The 16,519-nt window shown below is 65.6% G+C and carries 22 protein-coding genes; 11 read left to right on the top strand and 11 right to left on the bottom strand.

The window, feature by feature from the left end:
• Window positions 1-95 precede the first annotated feature (95 nt).
• The 3 genes from H4W01_RS16680 to H4W01_RS16670 form a co-directional block, all read right to left on the bottom strand.
• Entirely contained in the window at window positions 96-971 is an 876-nt protein-coding gene (locus tag H4W01_RS16680; protein ID WP_209612541.1) for a S1/P1 nuclease, read from the bottom strand.
• A gap of 73 nt (window positions 972-1,044) precedes the next feature.
• Window positions 1,045-1,959, bottom strand: a complete 915-nt coding sequence (locus H4W01_RS16675; protein ID WP_209612540.1) for an isoaspartyl peptidase/L-asparaginase family protein — start codon at window positions 1,957-1,959, stop codon at window positions 1,045-1,047.
• Window positions 1,956-3,098, bottom strand: coding sequence for an acyltransferase family protein (locus H4W01_RS16670; protein ID WP_209612539.1), 1,143 nt, complete (start codon window positions 3,096-3,098; stop codon window positions 1,956-1,958). The genes H4W01_RS16675 and H4W01_RS16670 overlap by 4 nt, the downstream gene beginning before the upstream one ends.
• A 101-nt stretch (window positions 3,099-3,199) precedes the next feature.
• Here H4W01_RS16670 and ispG point away from each other — a divergent pair, with 101 nt between their 5' ends.
• From ispG to H4W01_RS16645, 5 genes are all read left to right on the top strand, one after another.
• Window positions 3,200-4,324 (top strand): flavodoxin-dependent (E)-4-hydroxy-3-methylbut-2-enyl-diphosphate synthase, encoded by a 1,125-nt coding sequence (gene ispG, locus H4W01_RS16665; RefSeq protein ID WP_209612536.1) that lies wholly within the window; start codon window positions 3,200-3,202, stop codon window positions 4,322-4,324.
• A 210-nt stretch (window positions 4,325-4,534) separates the two neighbouring features.
• Complete coding sequence (locus H4W01_RS16660; protein ID WP_209612534.1) at window positions 4,535-5,062, top strand: AAA family ATPase; 528 nt, start codon at window positions 4,535-4,537, stop codon at window positions 5,060-5,062.
• A 167-nt stretch (window positions 5,063-5,229) separates the two neighbouring features.
• Window positions 5,230-5,661 (top strand): ACT domain-containing protein, encoded by a 432-nt coding sequence (locus H4W01_RS16655; protein WP_209612532.1) that lies wholly within the window; start codon window positions 5,230-5,232, stop codon window positions 5,659-5,661.
• A gap of 44 nt (window positions 5,662-5,705) precedes the next feature.
• Window positions 5,706-6,611: a DMT family transporter gene (locus H4W01_RS16650; RefSeq protein ID WP_209612530.1), complete on the top strand. Its 906-nt coding sequence runs from the start codon at window positions 5,706-5,708 to the stop codon at window positions 6,609-6,611.
• Complete coding sequence (locus H4W01_RS16645; RefSeq protein ID WP_209612527.1) at window positions 6,608-7,087, top strand: GNAT family N-acetyltransferase; 480 nt, start codon at window positions 6,608-6,610, stop codon at window positions 7,085-7,087. Before H4W01_RS16650 ends, H4W01_RS16645 begins: the two co-directional genes overlap by 4 nt.
• Before the next feature lie 36 nt (window positions 7,088-7,123).
• Here H4W01_RS16645 and H4W01_RS16640 read toward each other — a convergent pair whose 3' ends face one another.
• Genes H4W01_RS16640 through H4W01_RS16630 form a run of 3 tightly spaced genes read right to left on the bottom strand, consistent with a single transcriptional unit; the run spans window position 7,124 to window position 8,504 of the window.
• Entirely contained in the window at window positions 7,124-7,588 is a 465-nt protein-coding gene (locus H4W01_RS16640) for a RidA family protein (protein ID WP_010405044.1), read from the bottom strand.
• Window positions 7,585-8,232 (bottom strand): HAD family hydrolase, encoded by a 648-nt coding sequence (locus H4W01_RS16635; protein WP_209612525.1) that lies wholly within the window; start codon window positions 8,230-8,232, stop codon window positions 7,585-7,587. The genes H4W01_RS16640 and H4W01_RS16635 overlap by 4 nt, the downstream gene beginning before the upstream one ends.
• Window positions 8,229-8,504 carry a DUF3572 domain-containing protein gene (locus H4W01_RS16630; RefSeq protein ID WP_033965466.1) on the bottom strand — a complete coding sequence of 92 codons (276 nt, stop codon included), beginning with the start codon at window positions 8,502-8,504 and terminating at the stop codon, window positions 8,229-8,231. The genes H4W01_RS16635 and H4W01_RS16630 overlap by 4 nt, the downstream gene beginning before the upstream one ends.
• A gap of 37 nt (window positions 8,505-8,541) precedes the next feature.
• On the opposite strand from H4W01_RS16630, the gene H4W01_RS16625 reads away from it, so the two are divergent.
• Window positions 8,542-8,904 carry a response regulator gene (locus H4W01_RS16625; protein ID WP_209613417.1) on the top strand — a complete coding sequence of 121 codons (363 nt, stop codon included), beginning with the start codon at window positions 8,542-8,544 and terminating at the stop codon, window positions 8,902-8,904.
• Window positions 8,905-9,155: 251 nt separating this feature from the next.
• On the opposite strand, the gene rpmG is transcribed toward H4W01_RS16625, so the two are convergent.
• Window positions 9,156-9,323, bottom strand: coding sequence for a 50S ribosomal protein L33 (gene rpmG, locus H4W01_RS16620; protein WP_010162189.1), 168 nt, complete (start codon window positions 9,321-9,323; stop codon window positions 9,156-9,158).
• A gap of 171 nt (window positions 9,324-9,494) precedes the next feature.
• Here rpmG and H4W01_RS16615 point away from each other — a divergent pair, with 171 nt between their 5' ends.
• The 3 genes from H4W01_RS16615 (at window position 9,495) to H4W01_RS16605 (ending at window position 10,992) form a co-directional block, all read left to right on the top strand.
• On the top strand, window positions 9,495-9,818 hold the full coding sequence (locus H4W01_RS16615) for a hypothetical protein (RefSeq protein ID WP_334685317.1): 324 nt from the start codon (window positions 9,495-9,497) through the stop codon (window positions 9,816-9,818).
• A gap of 10 nt (window positions 9,819-9,828) precedes the next feature.
• The gene (locus H4W01_RS16610) at window positions 9,829-10,392 is read left to right on the top strand and encodes a TMEM165/GDT1 family protein (protein WP_209612523.1); all 564 of its coding nucleotides are present in this window, start codon (window positions 9,829-9,831) and stop codon (window positions 10,390-10,392) included.
• Window positions 10,393-10,500: 108 nt separating this feature from the next.
• Complete coding sequence (locus H4W01_RS16605) at window positions 10,501-10,992, top strand: Dps family protein (RefSeq protein ID WP_010405025.1); 492 nt, start codon at window positions 10,501-10,503, stop codon at window positions 10,990-10,992.
• A 4-nt stretch (window positions 10,993-10,996) separates the two neighbouring features.
• Here H4W01_RS16605 and H4W01_RS16600 read toward each other — a convergent pair whose 3' ends face one another.
• Complete coding sequence (locus H4W01_RS16600; RefSeq protein ID WP_209612522.1) at window positions 10,997-11,827, bottom strand: metallophosphoesterase; 831 nt, start codon at window positions 11,825-11,827, stop codon at window positions 10,997-10,999.
• Window positions 11,828-11,876: 49 nt separating this feature from the next.
• On the opposite strand from H4W01_RS16600, the gene H4W01_RS16595 reads away from it, so the two are divergent.
• Together H4W01_RS16595 and pip are read left to right on the top strand one after the other, a co-directional pair.
• The gene (locus H4W01_RS16595; protein ID WP_209613415.1) at window positions 11,877-13,466 is read left to right on the top strand and encodes a cisplatin damage response ATP-dependent DNA ligase; all 1,590 of its coding nucleotides are present in this window, start codon (window positions 11,877-11,879) and stop codon (window positions 13,464-13,466) included.
• Between the two features lie 41 nt (window positions 13,467-13,507).
• Complete coding sequence (pip, locus tag H4W01_RS16590; protein ID WP_209612521.1) at window positions 13,508-14,461, top strand: prolyl aminopeptidase; 954 nt, start codon at window positions 13,508-13,510, stop codon at window positions 14,459-14,461.
• A gap of 27 nt (window positions 14,462-14,488) precedes the next feature.
• Here the strand turns inward: pip and H4W01_RS16585 are convergent, their stop codons facing one another.
• The 3 genes from H4W01_RS16585 to H4W01_RS16575 form a co-directional block, all read right to left on the bottom strand.
• Window positions 14,489-14,716, bottom strand: a complete 228-nt coding sequence (locus tag H4W01_RS16585; RefSeq protein WP_209612520.1) for a hypothetical protein — start codon at window positions 14,714-14,716, stop codon at window positions 14,489-14,491.
• A gap of 219 nt (window positions 14,717-14,935) precedes the next feature.
• Window positions 14,936-15,442: a thioredoxin family protein gene (locus H4W01_RS16580; RefSeq protein ID WP_209612519.1), complete on the bottom strand. Its 507-nt coding sequence runs from the start codon at window positions 15,440-15,442 to the stop codon at window positions 14,936-14,938.
• A gap of 140 nt (window positions 15,443-15,582) precedes the next feature.
• Window positions 15,583-16,386 carry a cold-shock protein gene (locus H4W01_RS16575; protein WP_209612518.1) on the bottom strand — a complete coding sequence of 268 codons (804 nt, stop codon included), beginning with the start codon at window positions 16,384-16,386 and terminating at the stop codon, window positions 15,583-15,585.
• Window positions 16,387-16,519: the final 133 nt, after the last annotated feature.

Here is a 16,519-nt window from a genome sequence, read left to right as displayed (position 1 = left end):
ACCGTTCGGGCTGAGCCTGTCGAAGCCCCCCCGCCGCATGCGCGGTTGCGTGGGCGAGGGTGCCCATCGACAGGCTCAGGACGAACGGAAGGCTCTCACCCCAGCGCGGCGTCGAGCAATTTGGCGAGGCGCAGGCCGCCGCGTTCGACCTCGAGCCGCGCGACGGGCACGAGCTTCTCGATCGTCGGTTCGTCGAGTGTCACCCGTGCCGGGGTAGGCGCACACGGGTCGGGCATCACGCTGCCATAGGTCACGTCATGCGCGACCTGCCAGCTTTCGCGGCTCCAGTCGGTGACGTCGCCCGCCGCGATCTTCGCGCGCACGGCGGCGGGGTAGCGGCGCACCAGCGACGGGCCGGTGGTGATGGCGCGTTCGGCGAGATAGCCGTCCCAGATGCTGTGCAGGTTGAGCCGGGCCGGGCCGTAGCTGCCATAGACCGCCTTCACGTCATTGCCGCCTTTGTCGTCCTTCTCGCCGGCATGGAGCGGCTGGTGGAGATCACCGACGAAGTGGATCAGGAAAGCGAGCGCCTGAACGCGGTCCTTCTCCGGCGCGTGACGGTTCTTCAGCAAGGCGACGTCGCGGGTGATTTGCGCCGACACGCAATTGCCGTCCTTGCACGGCACCACCAGATCGAACGGGTGGCAGATGTTCACATCCTGAAAGTGCCACGTATAGGCATAACCGAAGCGCGATTTGCCGTTCGCGTCCTTAAGCGGCTTGACGCAATCGGCCCAGACACTCGCGTCGGCCATCGTGCCCGCCTTGCATTCGGGCGTGGCCAGTAAATCGGAATGGCGGAGCAGGTCGCGAATCGCGGCGCGCGTCTTGGGGCGGACATTGGCTTCGGCGATGCGGGCCACGGTCTGGTGGCCATATTCCCAATAGGCCGAAGCGGGTGCCGCGACGCTGGCGGCCAGCAGGGTGGCGAGAACGGCAAAGCCGGGGCGAACGCGACGGATACAGGTCATGGGATGGCTTTAGTCGTGTGGTGCCGCTGACGAAAGCGCAGATCGTTTCCCTCTCCCGTTGGGAGAGGGAATTTCAATCGTCGCCGAAGATGGCGACTTCGCGCTGGCCGTCGGAGCCCAGGCGCGCGCGGTACATGCCGGGCGTGGTGAAGTGCCACAGCGCCTCGCCGCTCGGGCCGGTGACGATCACCCCGCCGGTGCCACCGAGCGCGGCGACCTCGGCCAGCACGACCCGGGCCGCGACCTCCAGCGATTCGCCCGCCAGGCGCGCCCGCGCGCAGATTTCGTGCGCGACGTTGACGCGAATGAAGAACTCGCCCGAGCCAGTGCACGACACCGCGCCCGCGCGATCATCGGCATAGGTGCCAGCCCCGATCAGCGGCGAATCGCCGATGCGGCCCCAATTCTTGCCGGTCACGCCGCCAGTCGAGGTGGCGGCGGCGACATGGCCAGCGGTGTCGCGCGCCACCGCGCCGACCGTGCCATATTTCATGTCGACATCGAACGCGCCGCCGCCGCCGAGCATCTCTTCCAATTGCGCGCGGCGTTCGGGCAGGATCAGCCAGTCCTGGGTGGCGGGCTCGCAGCCCTGTTCGCGGGCGAAGGTTTCGGCCCCCGCGCCACTCAGCAACACATGCGGGCTGTGCGCCATCACCGCGCGGGCGAGCGAGACCGGGTGGCACGTGGCGGTGACCCCGGCGACGGCCCCCGCCGCACGATCGCGCCCATCCATGATCGCTGCGTCGAGTTCGGCCACGCCCGCGCGGGTCAGCGCGGCACCGCGCCCGGCGTTGAAATGCGGGTCATCCTCCAGCACGCGTACTGCTGCTTCGACCGCGTCGAGCGCCGCGCCGCCATCCGCGAGGATCGCCGCCCCGGCATCGAGCGCCCGGCCCAGGCCAGCGCGCGCGCCCTCGGCTTGCGCGGGCGTAATCGAGTCGCGCGTCATCTTCCCTGCGCCGCCGTGCAGCACCAACGTCCAGGTCATTGCATTCCGTCCTTACGCACGCGCGGTCGCAGCCCGATCAGCGGCCGCAACCAGCCGATGTCGCGCCCCACCGCATAAAAGATCCAGCAACCGCAGAGCGTCGCCACCACCAGAATAGCAAATTCGGCGACGCGCGGCAGGCCGAAGTGCAGCAACCAACCCTCGACCCCGACGATGATCGTCTGGTGGACGAGATAGAAGGGAAACACCGCCTCGGTCAGGGCGCGCCGCCACGGGTGGTCGCGGTTGAGATAGATATCGGCCAGGCCAATCAGTGCGACGATCATGCTCCATCCCTGCACCGCGCGCGCGCTGGCGAAGAGGATACCCCACGGCCAGGCCGGGCTCGAGCTGTTCGGCCAGCGCAGTTCGATTGCGGCGACCAGCGCATAACAGAGCAAGCCGACGCCGAGTGCCCACGGCCACCAGCGCCGCATCGCCGCCAGCCCGGTCGTGGACCCTGCAAGTGCAAAGCCAAACAGGAAACCCGGCAGATATTGCGCGTGCGACACCATGTCGCCGACCAGATCGTTGGTCGGCGCGACGCCGGGGAACAGCCAGGCGCTGACCAGCACCAGCCATGCCGCCGGGATCAGCCACACCAGCACGCCGCCAAACATGCGGTCGAACACCGGCTGGAAGCTTCGCCGCCCCACCAGCGCGACGGCGAGCGCCAGCAGCATCGTGTAGATCCACAAATAGCCGACGAACCACAGATGCTGCCAGGTCGGCAGCGCGATGCCGCTGATGGTGGCGAAGCGGAAATAATCGTGGACCAGAAAATAGCCGAAGCCATGCGGATACTCATGCTGCGTGACCAGCTCGACCCAGGGCTGCACCGGCACGATCACCACGACCCCGAACAGCAAGGGCAGGATCAGGCGCAGCGTGCGGTTGGCGACGAAATCCCGGGTGCCATCCCCGCGCACCAGCAGCGCGCGGCTGGCATAGCCCGACACCACGAACAGCAGCAGCAAGCGCCAACTGTTGATCGCCAGCATCGGCACCACCACCCATGGCAGCGGCTGCGCGGTCTTGGCGTGAAAGCCCCAGGGGACGAAAACCATGCCGATATGATAGAGAATGAGCAGACCGAATGCGCCGATGCGCAACCAGTCCAGTCCGTAATGCCGTTCCATCCGGGGGCCCTAGGGTGTTGTCTTTGCGGGCGCAAACTCTAGCGGTTTCGGTTGGCGCAGGACGGCGCTATAGGGGCACCGCAACCCAGAGGAATTTCTCCATGTCCGTTCGCCCGTGGCGCGACATTACCCGCCGCCAAAGCCGCCAGATCATGGTCGGCAACGTCCCTGTAGGCGGCGATGCGCCGGTCACCGTCCAGACGATGACCAACACCCCAACCAGCGATGCCAAGGCGACGATCGACCAGATCCGCCGCTGCGAAGACGCTGGCGTCGACATCATCCGCGTATCCTGCCCCGATGTGGAGAGCACCGCTGCACTGAAGCAGATCGTCCGCGCGAGTCGCGTGCCGATCGTCGCCGACATTCATTTCCACTATAAGCGCGCGCTGGAAGCCGCCGATGCGGGTGCTGCGTGTCTGCGGATCAACCCCGGCAACATCGGCTCGGCCGAGCGCGTCAACGAAGTGGTCAACGCCGCCAAGGCCAATGGCTGCGCGATTCGCATCGGCGTGAATGCGGGCAGCCTCGAAAAGGACTTGCTCGAAAAGTACGGCGAGCCGTGCCCCGAGGCGCTGGTCGAATCCGCGCTCGACCATATCAAGCTTCTGCAGGACCGTGACTTTCACGAATTCAAGGTGGCGGTGAAGGCATCCGACCTGTTCCTGGCGGTGGCGGCGTACCAGCAACTGGCCGAGACGGTCGATTGCCCGCTGCATCTGGGCATTACCGAGGCGGGCGGGTTCGTCGGCGGCACGGTGAAGTCGGCGATCGGGATCGGGTCGCTTTTGTGGTATGGCATTGGCGATACGCTGCGCGTTTCGCTCTCGGCCGAGCCCGAGGAAGAAGTGCGCGTCGGCTTCGAGATCCTGAAGGCGCTCGGCATCCGCAATCGCGGCGTGCGCGTGGTGTCGTGCCCGTCCTGCGCGAGGCAGGGCTTTGACGTGATCCGCACGGTGCAGGCGCTGGAGGAACGGCTCCAGCACATCCGCACACCAATGTCGCTGAGCGTGCTCGGCTGCGTCGTCAACGGCCCCGGCGAAGCGCGCGAGACCGATATCGGCCTGACCGGCGGCGGCAATGGCAAGCATATGGTGTATCTGTCGGGCGTGACCGACCACACCGTGAACAGCGAGGACATGCTCGAGCACATCGTCAAGCTGGTCGAGGAAAAGGCCGCAGCGATCGAGGCGCATGAGGCGCAACAGGCGGTGGCGGCGGAATAAGAGGCGCTTCGGCTTTCGGTTCGCGCTTCCTCGGCCTTCGCCGGGGAGCGTGCGGCAAGGACACGCTCTCGGTTCAGCGCGGTCGGCGCTTTGAAAGAGTCGGTCCAAGAGGGCGCGATTGCGTGGCTGGGGGAGAGCCTCGTTTTTGAGGAGATCCGCCCCGTACCGAGATTGCGGCACGGTGGGCCGGCGCTGTAGAAGATCGACCTCATGACCCTCGACGCGCTTGGCCCCCGCATCTGCATCATGGGGCCGTCGAACAGTGGCAAGTCCACGTTGGCGGTAGCGATTGGTCGTGCGCGCGGTCTGTCCCCGGTCCACCTCGACCAGCTCCGTCATCGACCCAATACCGACTGGCAAGAGCGACCCGAAGCAGAGTTCGTCGCTTTGCATGACGCGGCCATTTTGGGGGATCGGTGGGTAATAGAGGGCAATTACTCCCGCTGCCTGCCACAGCGGCTGGAGCGTGCCACCGGAATCATCTTGCTGGACGCCTCAACGCTGACCAGCCTGCTGCGCTATTTTCAGCGATGCTGGTTTCAGCGGAATCGCCACGGGGCGCTTGAGGGAGGTATCGACAGGGTGAATTGGCTGATGATCCATCACATCGCGGTTGTCACACCGGCGAGCCGCAAACGCTATGCCGCGATGTTCGCCGACATTGCCTTGCCGAAGATCAAGCTCGCGACGGCGCGGGAGCTGAATGCTTTTTATCGGTCCGAAGATTTGCGCCGATAGCGCGGTTGGGCTCGATTGCCGCCGCCAAGGCATCTGGGCATGGCGTCGAATCGAAGGTATCAGTGCGCGATGCTCCGTCATTACCCCTGCGCCAATCGAATTAGCCGCCCAGCCTGATCCGTCAGGCTGGGTCCCTTCAGGCTATTTTCGAACTTTCAGGTGGAACAATGACACAAACGCACAAACTCGTGCGCGAGCGACAGGCGATGCTCGCGGGAATGACTCCGGTTCGGACGGAGGGACTATATATCTTCTGCTCGACCGCCGACCCGGCGGCGGCCGCTGCCCTGGCACCCAAGAGCCTCGCGCTGTTTCGCGAAGCGGAGGGGCTTGCGTTGGTCCTGACGCACACTGACGCGGCGGCGCATGGCTTCGACGTGTCGCTGCCGATGCGCCGGATTGTGCTGGAAGTGTTCTCCGCGCTCGACGGGGTTGGCCTGACCGCTGGCGTTGCGACGGCGCTCGCCGATGCGGGCATCCCCTGCAATATGATCGCGGCTTATCATCACGACAATGTCTTCGTGCCCGAGCCGCAAGCGCTACAGGCGCTTGCCCTATTGCAGGCGGTGCAGCGCGAGGCCGCAGCGGGCATGCGCTGACCGGGGGGACGATCTTTACCCTGACGGGAGGCCCGGCACGCGCTATGGCCAGCGCCATGAAGCCCGTTTCCGCCACGCTCGCCTTCACTGTCGCCGCGATCGGCATCGCCACCTATTCGACGATGGACGTGCTGATGAAGGGGCTATCGATCGCCAGCGGGGCCTATTCGGCGGTGCTGTGGCGATCGGTGGCGGGTGTGGTGCTGCTCGGCCCGGTGTTCGTCGCGCGGCGGCGGCCGTGGCCGGGGCGGGCGGCGTTGCGGCTGCATGCGCTGCGCGGCGCGACTGCCGGCATTTCGGTGGTGTTGTTCTTCTGGGGCCTCGCGCGCGTGCCGATGGCGCAGGGGGTGGCGCTGACCTTTCTTGCGCCGCTGATCGCCTTGTATTTCGCCGCGGCGCTGCTGGGGGAGACGATCCGGCGCGGGGCGATCCTCGGTTCGATCGTGGCAAGCGCGGGCGTGTTGGTGATCGCGGCGGGCGAAGTGCAGGCGCATGCCTCGACTGCACATGTGCTGGGGTCGATCGCTATTTTCGCGGCGTCGATCTTCTACGCTTATAGCCTGATCCTGCTGCGGCAGCAGGCGCAGGTCGCCGATCCGCTGGAGGTCGCGTTGTTCACCAGCATCGTGCTCGGTGCCTTGCTGTTGATCGGCGCACCGTGGTTCTCGGGGCTGCCGACGGTCGCGCAATGGCCGCAGATCGGTGCGGCGGCGGTGCTGGGCTCGGTCTCGGCGATGGTGCTCGCCTGGGCTTATGGCCGGGCCGAGGCGCAGGTGCTGGCACCGGTCGAATATACCGCCTTTCTGTGGTCAGCGTTGCTCGGATGGTGGGTGTTCGGCGAGACGGTGTCGCTCTACACAACGCTCGGTGCGGCGCTGATCATCGCGGGGTGCGTCGCTGCGGTGCGCGGCCATGCCGCGCCCGCCCCGCAAACCGAGGCTGCCGCATGACCCATATCCGCCCCGCTACCCCCGCCGACGTGCCGCTGATCCTGCATCTGGTGCGCGAACTCGCCGAATTTGAGCGCGAGCCCGACAAGGTGGTGGCGACCGAGCCGTTGTTGCAGGACGCGTTGTTCGGCGCGCATCCCGCAGCCGAGGCAGTGATTGCCGAACTCGACGGCAAGCCCGTCGGCATGGCGTTGTTCTTCCACAATTTCTCGACCTGGACCGGCTGGCGTGGGCTGTATCTGGAGGATCTCTACGTCACGCCCGAGGCGCGTGGGAGCGGCGTGGGCAAGGCGTTGCTCAAGCATCTGGCGGCGCTGGCGGTGGCGCGCGGGTGCACGCGCTTCGAATGGTCGGTGCTCGACTGGAACGAAAAGGCGATCGCCTTTTATCGCTCGATGGGGGCAGCGCCGATGGAGGAATGGACGGTGTACCGCGTCACCGGCGATGCGCTGGCGGCACTCGCCCAACCGGCGTGACGGCGGCGCGGGTCCGCGGACCCGCGCCGAGTGCGCTCAAGCCGTGATCTGAACGATCGCGTCGACTTCGACCGCCGCGCCCAGCGGGAGCGCGGCGACGCCGACCGCGCTGCGGGCATGCTTGCCCGCTTCGCCGAACAACGCGACCATCAGATCCGACGCGCCATTGGCGACCTTGGGCTGATCGGTGAAATCGGCGGTCGAATTGACGAACACGCCGAGCTTCACGATCCGCTCGACCCGGTGCAGCCCGCCGAGCGCTGCCTTGATCTGCGCGACAAGCATCAGCGCGCACGCTTGTGCAGCGGCGGCACCGGCTTCGAGATCGACCGACTCGCCCAGCCGACCGGTGATGACTGCGCCATCCTTGAACGGCAATTGGCCCGAAATGTGGAGCAGGCCATGCGCATCTACGGTCGGCACATAAGAGGCGACGGGCGCGGCGGCGGCGGGCAAAGCGAGGCCGAGTTCGGAAAGCTTGCGGTCGATACGGTCGGTCATGCGGAGGTCCTTTCGGGGGATGAGGCGGCGGGCAGCCCAGCCGCGAAACGATCGGCGATCCACGCTTGCGCCGCCTGCCAATCATCGATGCGGACATGCGCGTCCGGCGCGGGGGGCACGTTGGGGGCGAGCGAGGGCTCGGAAATCATGTGCAGGCGGTAAACCTGTGGCGCGTGCTTGGCGACCGAGGCATGGTGGACCGCGAGATCGTCGACGAACACCGTGACGGGGTTGCCATGTTCGGCCACCAGCCGTGCGACCGGATCGCCCTTGCCGCCCTGGTTGGTCTCGACCCGGTACGCCATATCGTGACCGAGCAATTGCGCGACGCGCGGTTCGCGATTGTGGTCGGCGAGGTTGGTCAGGATGACGACATCGGCGACCTGCGACAGCGCGGCTAGCGCTTCGCGGGCATGGGGCACGAGCGTCTGGCGGCTCATCTCGGCGGGGAAGAAGCCCTCGAGCAGGCCCCACATCTCTTCGCGCGTGGGTGCGGGGCCACCCGAGATGCGCGTCATACTGGTGGCGAAATCGCCGCCATTGGCGGTAAAATCGATGTCATGATGCTCGCGCAGCCACACGCCGAAATGCCGCACCATGTGCAGCAGCACTTCGTCGCAATCGCAGATCAACAGGCCCTTCATGCGGCATTCTCCAGCGCGGCGCGCGCCGCGACGATCGCTTCGGGCCGCTCGCCAATCCCGTCTGCGCAGGCGATCAGATCGGGTTCGTACGACTCCAGAAAGCCGAGCACTGCCGACAGCACGGCGGGCTCGCCCGCGCGCGTGCGCAAATCGGCGGGGGTCATGCCCGTCACATCGAGCAAGCGCAGCGCCCGGTCCGGCTCGCCCAGCGTCCACACCAGCGCGCGCAGCGCCAGTTCGGCCGGTTCGGGGTTTGTTTCTCGGGCGCGCATTGCTTAGGGAAATTCCATGGACCAGGACGATTTGGGCGTGGCAAAAAGGGTGCTCGTTGTCGAGGACAACGAACTCAACCTGAAACTTTTCTGCGATCTGCTGCGCGCGCACGAATATGTGACCGAGGGCGTGCGCGATGGGCGCGAAGCCGTGGCGCGCGCGCGCGCGTTCGCACCCAACCTGATCGTGACCGATATCCAGCTGCCGCATCTGAGCGGCTATGATTTGATCCTGCAGTTCAAGGCAGATGACGCCCTGCGCGACATCCCGATCATGGCGGTGACGGCCTATGCCGGGCGCGAGGATGAGGAGCGGATCCGCGCAGCGGGCGCCGATGCCTATGTGTCCAAGCCGATTTCGCTGATGCGCTTCGTGGATGCGGTGGCGGCGTTGGTGTGAGAGGCGCGGGGTGGGCAAGTTTGCCCCACCGCCGTTCGGGCTGAGCCTTCTCCCCTCCCTGAAAGGGAGGGGCTGGGGGTGGGTCGGCCCGTAATCGGGCGTAACACCTCGCTATCAGCCAACCCACCCCTCAATCCCCTCCCTTTCAGGGAGGGGAGGTATGTGGAAAGCAAGACAAAACACGAAAAGGGCCGTCGAGCATGCGCTCGCGGCCCCTTGTCGCTCCGGCTGGCAGGACGCCAGCGCCGGGCTTACTTGATCTTGGCTTCCTTGAACTCGACATGCTTGCGCACGACGGGATCATACTTGCTGAAGCTCAGCTTCTCGGTCTTGGTGCGCGGGTTCTTCTTGGTGGTGTAGAAGAAACCAGTGTCCGCCGTGCTGACGAGCTTGATCTTGACCGTGGTCGGCTTTGCCATGACCTGAATTCCTGTGATCTGAAAATGCAAAAGCGGCGAACCGGTCGCCGCTCTTAAGCGTCGCCCGATGAAGGAAGCGGCGCGCGATGTCAAGCAAGACCGGTGGTTCGGCAGGGTTTAAGCGCGTGTTTACCAGTGCGGGCGCAGGATGCCCGCCAAAGGGGACGGATTGTGACGGCACCTGACAGCGCGATGGCAATAGCACAGGCCGAACTCGCCGCGCGAGTCGCGCTGACGGGGATGCGCGCGGGCACCGCGTCGACGGCCGCACTGGCCGCCGAGATCGATGCGATTCGCGCGGCGGCGCAGGCTTATGGCCTGTATCCCGCGGTCGCCGTGACGCATGCGATCGATGCCGCATTGGCGCGGGGCGAGCGCGGGCCGCTGGTGCTGGGCTGGATCGCAATCCTGCGCGATGCGGTGTCGTCGGATCGGCAGGACCGCAGTGCCTGCGAAACCTTTGCCGCTGCCTGCTCGGTTCGCCTGGCCGGTTGAAGCCCAGCCGATGGACGCTTTGATGGCCGCGCTGGTCGCGGCGCTGCTGACCCAGGTCAGCGACCGCACGCCATGGGCAGCGGCGGCACTGGCGGATCGATACGACAATAAGGGCGTGGTGATTGCGGGCGTCGCGCTGGCGCTGGCGTTCGGCAATGCGCTGGGCGCGATTGGCGGGATGGTGGTGGCACCGATGCTGTCGCCCAATGCGCAGGGGCTGTTGCTGGCGCTCGCCTTGCTGTCGGGCGGCGTGGCGGGGTTCTGGCCGATCAAGCCCGCCAAAGCGCGCAGCTGGCGGCTGGGGGCGCTCGGATCGAGCTTTGTCGCGGTGGTGATGCTTGGGTTTGGCGATCGTATGCAATTCATCACCGCCGCGCTTGCGGCACAGGCGATTACGCCAGCCTTTGCCGCGATCGGCGCGACGATCGGCAGCATTGCAGTCACCATCCCGGCGATCCTGCTGGGGGAGAAGGGTATGCGCAAACTGCCGACCACCGCGCTGCGCCTGGTTGCAGCGGCGGCGTTGATGGTGGCAGGAGCGGTGCAGGCGCTGTCGGCGCTGCGCCTTATCTAGGCGGTCGATCGCTGAGATCGTAATTTTATCCAAGCCGATCGGGAGCCAATTCGCTATCGCTTCGTTTCAGCACCGAACCGAATATCCCGCCTGCCGATGGAGCGAAACATGGCCGCCGACGCACTGAAGACCCCGACCGATTTGAAGACCAACGCCGTCAAGACGGTGTCGCAGGCGCTGAACGGTATCCTTGCCGATTCGTTCGCGCTGTATCTTAAGACCAAGAATTTCCACTGGCACGTGTCGGGCCCGCATTTCCGCGATTATCACCTGATGCTCGACGAGCAGGCCGCACAGATCTTTGCCGCCACCGACGACATTGCCGAGCGCGTGCGCAAGATCGGCCAGACCACGCTGCGCTCGATCGGCGATATCGCACGCCACCAGACGATCACTGACAATGATGCCGATTTCGTCGCGCCAGAAGCGATGCTCAGCGAACTGCGTGACGACAATCTGAAGATGGTCGAGGCGCTGCGCGAAGCCAAGGACCTGGCCGATGCGGCCAAGGACAATGCCACCAGCGCGGTGATCGACGACTGGACCGATCAGGCCGAGCGGCGCGCCTGGTTCCTGTTCGAGGCCAGCCGCAAGGGCTGAACCCTCAGCGTTTCGCCGGACCGACGGTGACGAGCCACAGGTCCGGCGGCGCGTGGACGCGGAGCGGCGCGTTGCTGGTGCCGAGGCCGCCCGATACCACCACCGTTCGGTTGCCGTCGTGGACGACGCCGCACAGATAGCGTCGCTGAGTCGGCGGCACGCTGACCGCACCGAGCAGCGGCAGTACGATTTGCCCGCAATGCATGTGGCCGGCCAGCAGCAGCCCGATTGCAGCGGGCAACGGAGTTGGGATGTCGGGTGTGTGCGTCAGGACGACGCCGGCACCGCGCAGCTTGGCCATCGCTACGCTCATTGCTGCGACGTCTGCGTGACCGGTATCGAAATCCCCGAGCCCGCCGATGACGATTGGCCCGCGCTGGAGGGCGGTGTTTTGCAACACCGGGATTCCGACACGCGCAAACGCGCCGGTAACGGCTTGCGGATCGGTGTTATAATCATGATTGCCAAGCACCGCCACCGTGCCGAGCGGGGCCTGCAACCGCGCAAGCGATTCAGCGACGAGCCTGGACCGTACGGGCGCTTTGGCCTTGTCATATTCGGCCAGAAAGTCGCCGCCGAGCAGAACCAGATCGGGTTTCAGCGCGTTGACCTGATCGACGATGCGATCGAGCCGTGCGCGGTCCATGCTGGCATTGCCGAGATGAATGTCGGTCAACAGCGCCAGCGTGACCGGCGATGCCCCCTTCGGCCAATCGGGCAAGGCGACGGTAAGGCGGCGGACGATCGGATCGGCGCGGGAGGCGGCATAGCTGCCAATCAACAGGGCAAGCCCGATCAGGACCAGGCCCGCGACGAATCGAAGGATACGCGACATGGCGGGACTGCTAGCGGGACGGGACGCGATGCGCCATGGTGCTGCGACGATGCGTGCTTTTGCCGATCTCCTCGACGGGTTGATCTACACCCGCTCGCGCAACGCGAAGCTGAAGCTGATCGTCGATTATCTGCGCGCCGTGCCCGATCCCGATCGCGGCTGGGCGATGGCGGCGCTGACTGGGGAGCTTGACCTGCCCGGCGTCAAACCGGCGGTGATTCGCGCGCTGATCGAGGAACGCGTCGATCCCGTGCTGTTCCGCATGAGCCGCGATTATGTCGGCGATACTGCGGAAACGGTCGCGTTGCTGTGGCCAAAACCCATGGTCGTGCCGGATGCCGAGCCGCTCGGCATCGCGCAGGCGGTTGATCGGCTGGCGGCATTGTCGCGATCGGATACGCCCGCCGTGCTGGCCGCGATGCTCGACCGCCTCGATGCCGACGAACGCTTTGCCCTGCTCAAGATGGCAACGGGGGCGTTGCGGATCGGGGTTTCCGCGCGCCTCGCGAAGACCGCGCTCGCGCAGGCGTTTGCGCTCGATGTCGAGGCGGTCGAGGAAGTGTGGCACGGGATCGCGCCGCCTTACACAGCGCTGTTTGATTGGGCGGAGGGACGCGGCGCGCAGCCGACCAGCGCCGACGTGCCGGTGTTCCGCCCATTCATGCTGGCGCATCCGCTGGAGGATCTGCGCGTCGATCTCGCCGACTATGCCGCCGAATGGAAATGGGACGGGATTCGCGTGCAATTGGTGCATGTCGCCGGGCAGACGCGGTTGTACAGCCGGACGGGCGACGACATCACCGCGAGTTTCCCCGAGGTGGCGCGCGATTTCGCCACGCCGGGCGTGCTCGACGGCGAATTGATGGTGAAGGGCGATGCGCAAGGCGCGGCGACCGAAGAAGGCGGTGCCGCGAGCTTCAATGCTTTGCAGCAGCGGCTGGGGCGCAAGGTGGTTTCGCCGAAGATGCTGGCCGAGGCCCCGGCGTTCGTGCGGCTTTACGACATTCTCTATGATGGCGAAGACGATCTGCGCGGGCTGGCGTGGAGTGACCGGCGCGCGCGGCTGGAGGCGTTTGTCGCGCGGCTCGATGCCGGGCGGTTCGATCTCAGCACCGTGATTGCCGCAGAGGATTTTACCGCGCTCGAAGGGATCCGCGAGGGCGCGCGCGACGCCGCGATCGAGGGGGTGATGCTCAAGCGGCGCGATTCGCCGTATGTCGGCGGGCGCAAGACCGGTCTGTGGTACAAATGGAAGCGCGATCCGCTGACCGCCGATTGCGTGATGCTCTATGCGCAGCGCGGGAGCGGGCGGCGATCGTCTTTCTACAGCGACTACACCTTTGGCTGCTGGACCGAGGACGGCGAGTTGCTCCCGGTGGGAAAAGCCTATTCGGGCATCACCGATGACGAATTGAAGATGCTCGACCAGTTCGTGCGCAACCATACGACCGCGCGCTTTGGCCCGGTGCGCGAGGTGGAAAAGACGCTGGTGCTCGAAATCGCGTTCGATTCGATCCACGCCTCCAAACGCCACAAATCGGGCGTGGCGATGCGCTTCCCCCGCATCGCGCGCATCCGCACCGACAAGCCCGCCGCCGAGGCGGATACGGTGGTGGCGCTCAAGCGGATGATCACCTGAGGTGGCGTGACATGGCCGGGGTGCGGCCTTATCAATCCCCGATGACCGACTTGCGCACGCTGTACCCCGAGATCGAACCCTATGCGACCGGCATGCTCGATGTCGGCGATGGGCATAGCGTCTATTACGAACGCTGTGGCACGCCGGGGGCGACGCCGGCGGTGTTCCTGCATGGCGGGCCGGGCGGCGGCATTTCGCCGAGCCATCGCCGCCTGTTCGATCCGGCGCGCTATGACGTGTTGCTGTTCGACCAGCGTGGGTGTGGGAAATCGACGCCGCATGCGTGTCTGGAGGCGAACACGACCTGGCATCTGGTCGCCGATATCGAGCGGTTGCGTGCGTTTGTCGGCGTCGAGCGGTGGGTGGTGTTCGGCGGATCGTGGGGATCGACGTTGGGGCTGGCTTATGCCGAAACGCATCCCGAACGAGTACGTGCGCTGATCCTGCGCGGCATCTACACCGTCACCCGGGCGGAGCGGGACTGGTATTATCAGTTCGGCGTGTCCGAGATGTTCCCGGACAAATGGGCGGGCTTCCTCGCGCCGATCCCCGAAGACCAGCGCGGCGATATGGTCGAGGCCTATCGCCGCATCCTGACCGGCGATGATCCGACGGCCCAGCTCGAAGCCGCCAAGGCATGGACGATCTGGGAAGGCGAGACGATCACGCTGCTGCCCGATCCCGCGTTGAGCGAGGCGTTCCAGGACGGGCATTTCGCGCTCGCCTTCGCGCGGATCGAAAATCACTTTTTCGCGCATGATGCGTGGCTGGAAGAGGGCCAGTTGCTGCGCGATGCTGGTCGGCTCGCGGGCATTCCGGGGACGATCGTGCATGGCCGCTACGACATGCCGTGCCCGGCGCGCTACGCCTTCGCGCTGCACCAGGCCTGGCCCGAGGCCGAGTTCCATCTGATCGAGGGCGCTGGCCACGCCTATAACGAGCCCGGCATCCTCGACCAGTTGATCCGCGCGACCGATCGCTTCGCGGACGGCTAAATCAGTATTATCTCTTCCTGCGCTTTTTTAGCTGCAACCGTAATAGATGGTTTCTTCATACAAAGTCGGCGTGCCGACCCGGACGCTACCGCCGTCGCAAAAGACGACGCGTTGACCCGAAATGGTGGTCTCATTTTCGTCCGTGTACCAAATCACTACGTAATCCTGACGCCGATACTGTGCCGCTGCGGGCGCGATCGTGGCACCGGCAATAACAGATCCCAAAGACACTATCTTTACGAGCTTCGACAGCATGGTCCATCTCCCGTTCGAGAAGGCCTCGATAGTGCTCCTTTGATATTCAGAGTCAAGTCGCTGATAAATAAACGGGAGTGATGGCTGTATTCAGTGCGACATATCTCAACCAGTGTATTTTGGTTTCTTTGTAAATGCCCAGGTGAGCACCGCAAAGAGACATCTAGTCCAGCCAATCGAGCGATCGGCTGAACTCGCGATTGGTGCGGACAGCCGCGCTTATTTCGTCCAGCTTGCCAGCCAGTCGGCGAGCGCCTGCGGGCTGAGGCTGCGGGCATCGGAGAGGGCGGCGGTACGACCGGCATTCTTGAGCGAATCGGTCTTGGGGTCGACGATCAGCACGCTCGGCACGCCGCCACCGAAGTGACCGTTCAGCCCATATTTCGCAGCAATGTCGAGATTCTTGTCGAAGCGGCCGACATCGACGGTGACGATCTCATACTTTTTGGCCAGGAAGCTGCGCAGTTCGGGCAATTCCATCGTGCCCGCGAGGAGACGGCAATCGAGGCACCAATTGCCGCCAAGGTCGATCAGCAGCAATTTGTGCTGCGCCTTGGCGCGCGCGCGGGCGGCGGCGACCTGCGCCTTTGCGTCGGCGGTTTCGTCATAAGGAAGCGGGAGCGGGGTCTTGAGCTGGGTGAAGCTGGTCGCGGCGACCTTTGGAGCAGGGGCGGCGAGGGCCGGAGCGGCGAGGGTCAGGGCGATCGCGGCGAGAACGAGGCGCATAGAGGGTCCTTCTACAGTCCTTCCGGCCATTGCCGGGGTCGCCCGAGTCGTAGGGTGGCGCGTTGAACTCGCACACAAAGAAAAACCCGGCAGGCCTAAAGGCCCGCCGGGTTCAATCTTTTCGCCAGTGGCGCGAGCGCTTACGCGATCGAGGTCAAATTGACCGCTGCCATCTTGCCGCGACGATCGACTTCCAGCTCGAATTCAAGCCGGTCGCCTTCGTTGAGCGAGGTCATGCCACCACGCTCGACCGCCGAGATGTGGACGAACGCGTCGGGCTGTCCGTCGTCGCGCTGAATGAAGCCGAAGCCCTTCATCGCGTTGAAGAACTTGACCGTGCCGGTCGCCTTTTCGCCCGTCAGCTGGCGCTGCGGTGCGCCGCCGGGGGCGGCACCGCGCGGTGCGCCGGGGCCTGCGTCACGGTCGCGCGGCGGGCCGCGGTCGGTGACGGGGAGCGGCTCGCCGTCGATCTTGAGGTCGGTCGCCGAAATGCGGCCGCCACGATCGACGAGCGTGAAGCCGAGCGGCTGACCCTCGGCCAGACCGGTCAGGCCAGCTTGCTCGACTGCGGAAATGTGCACGAACACATCTTCGCCGCCATCGTCGCGAACGACGAAGCCAAAGCCCTTCTGGCCATTGAAAAATTTGACGACGCCGGTGCCTTCGCCAACGACCTGCGGGGGCATGCCACGGCCACCGCCGCCTGCGCCACCGCCGCCGAAGCCGCCACCACCGCCGCTGCGGAAGCCGCCGCCACCGCCGCCGCCGCCGAAGCGATCGCCACCGCCGCCGAACCGGTCACCGCCACCGCCGAAGCGATCGCCGCCACCGAACCGGTCACCGCCGCCGAAACCGCCGTCGAAGCCGCCGCTGTCGCCGAAACCGTCGCGCTTGTCGCGCCCACGCCCGCCACGATCACCGCGGCGTCCTTTATCGAAACTCATGCCCTGTTCGTCTTCCCGGTTCGTCCGACATCGTTATAGCAACCGTTGCGTCGGACGAAAGACGCAGGGCTTCGTGCACCAAACCAAATGTGCCACCGACTCGTGTTAGCCTAAAATTTGAAGCGCTGCGAAC

The sequence above is a fragment of the Sphingomonas sp. PL20 genome (assembly GCF_017875905.1).
Lineage (GTDB): Bacteria > Pseudomonadota > Alphaproteobacteria > Sphingomonadales > Sphingomonadaceae > Sphingomonas > Sphingomonas echinoides.
This window is presented reverse-complemented; position numbering and strand designations above follow the sequence as displayed.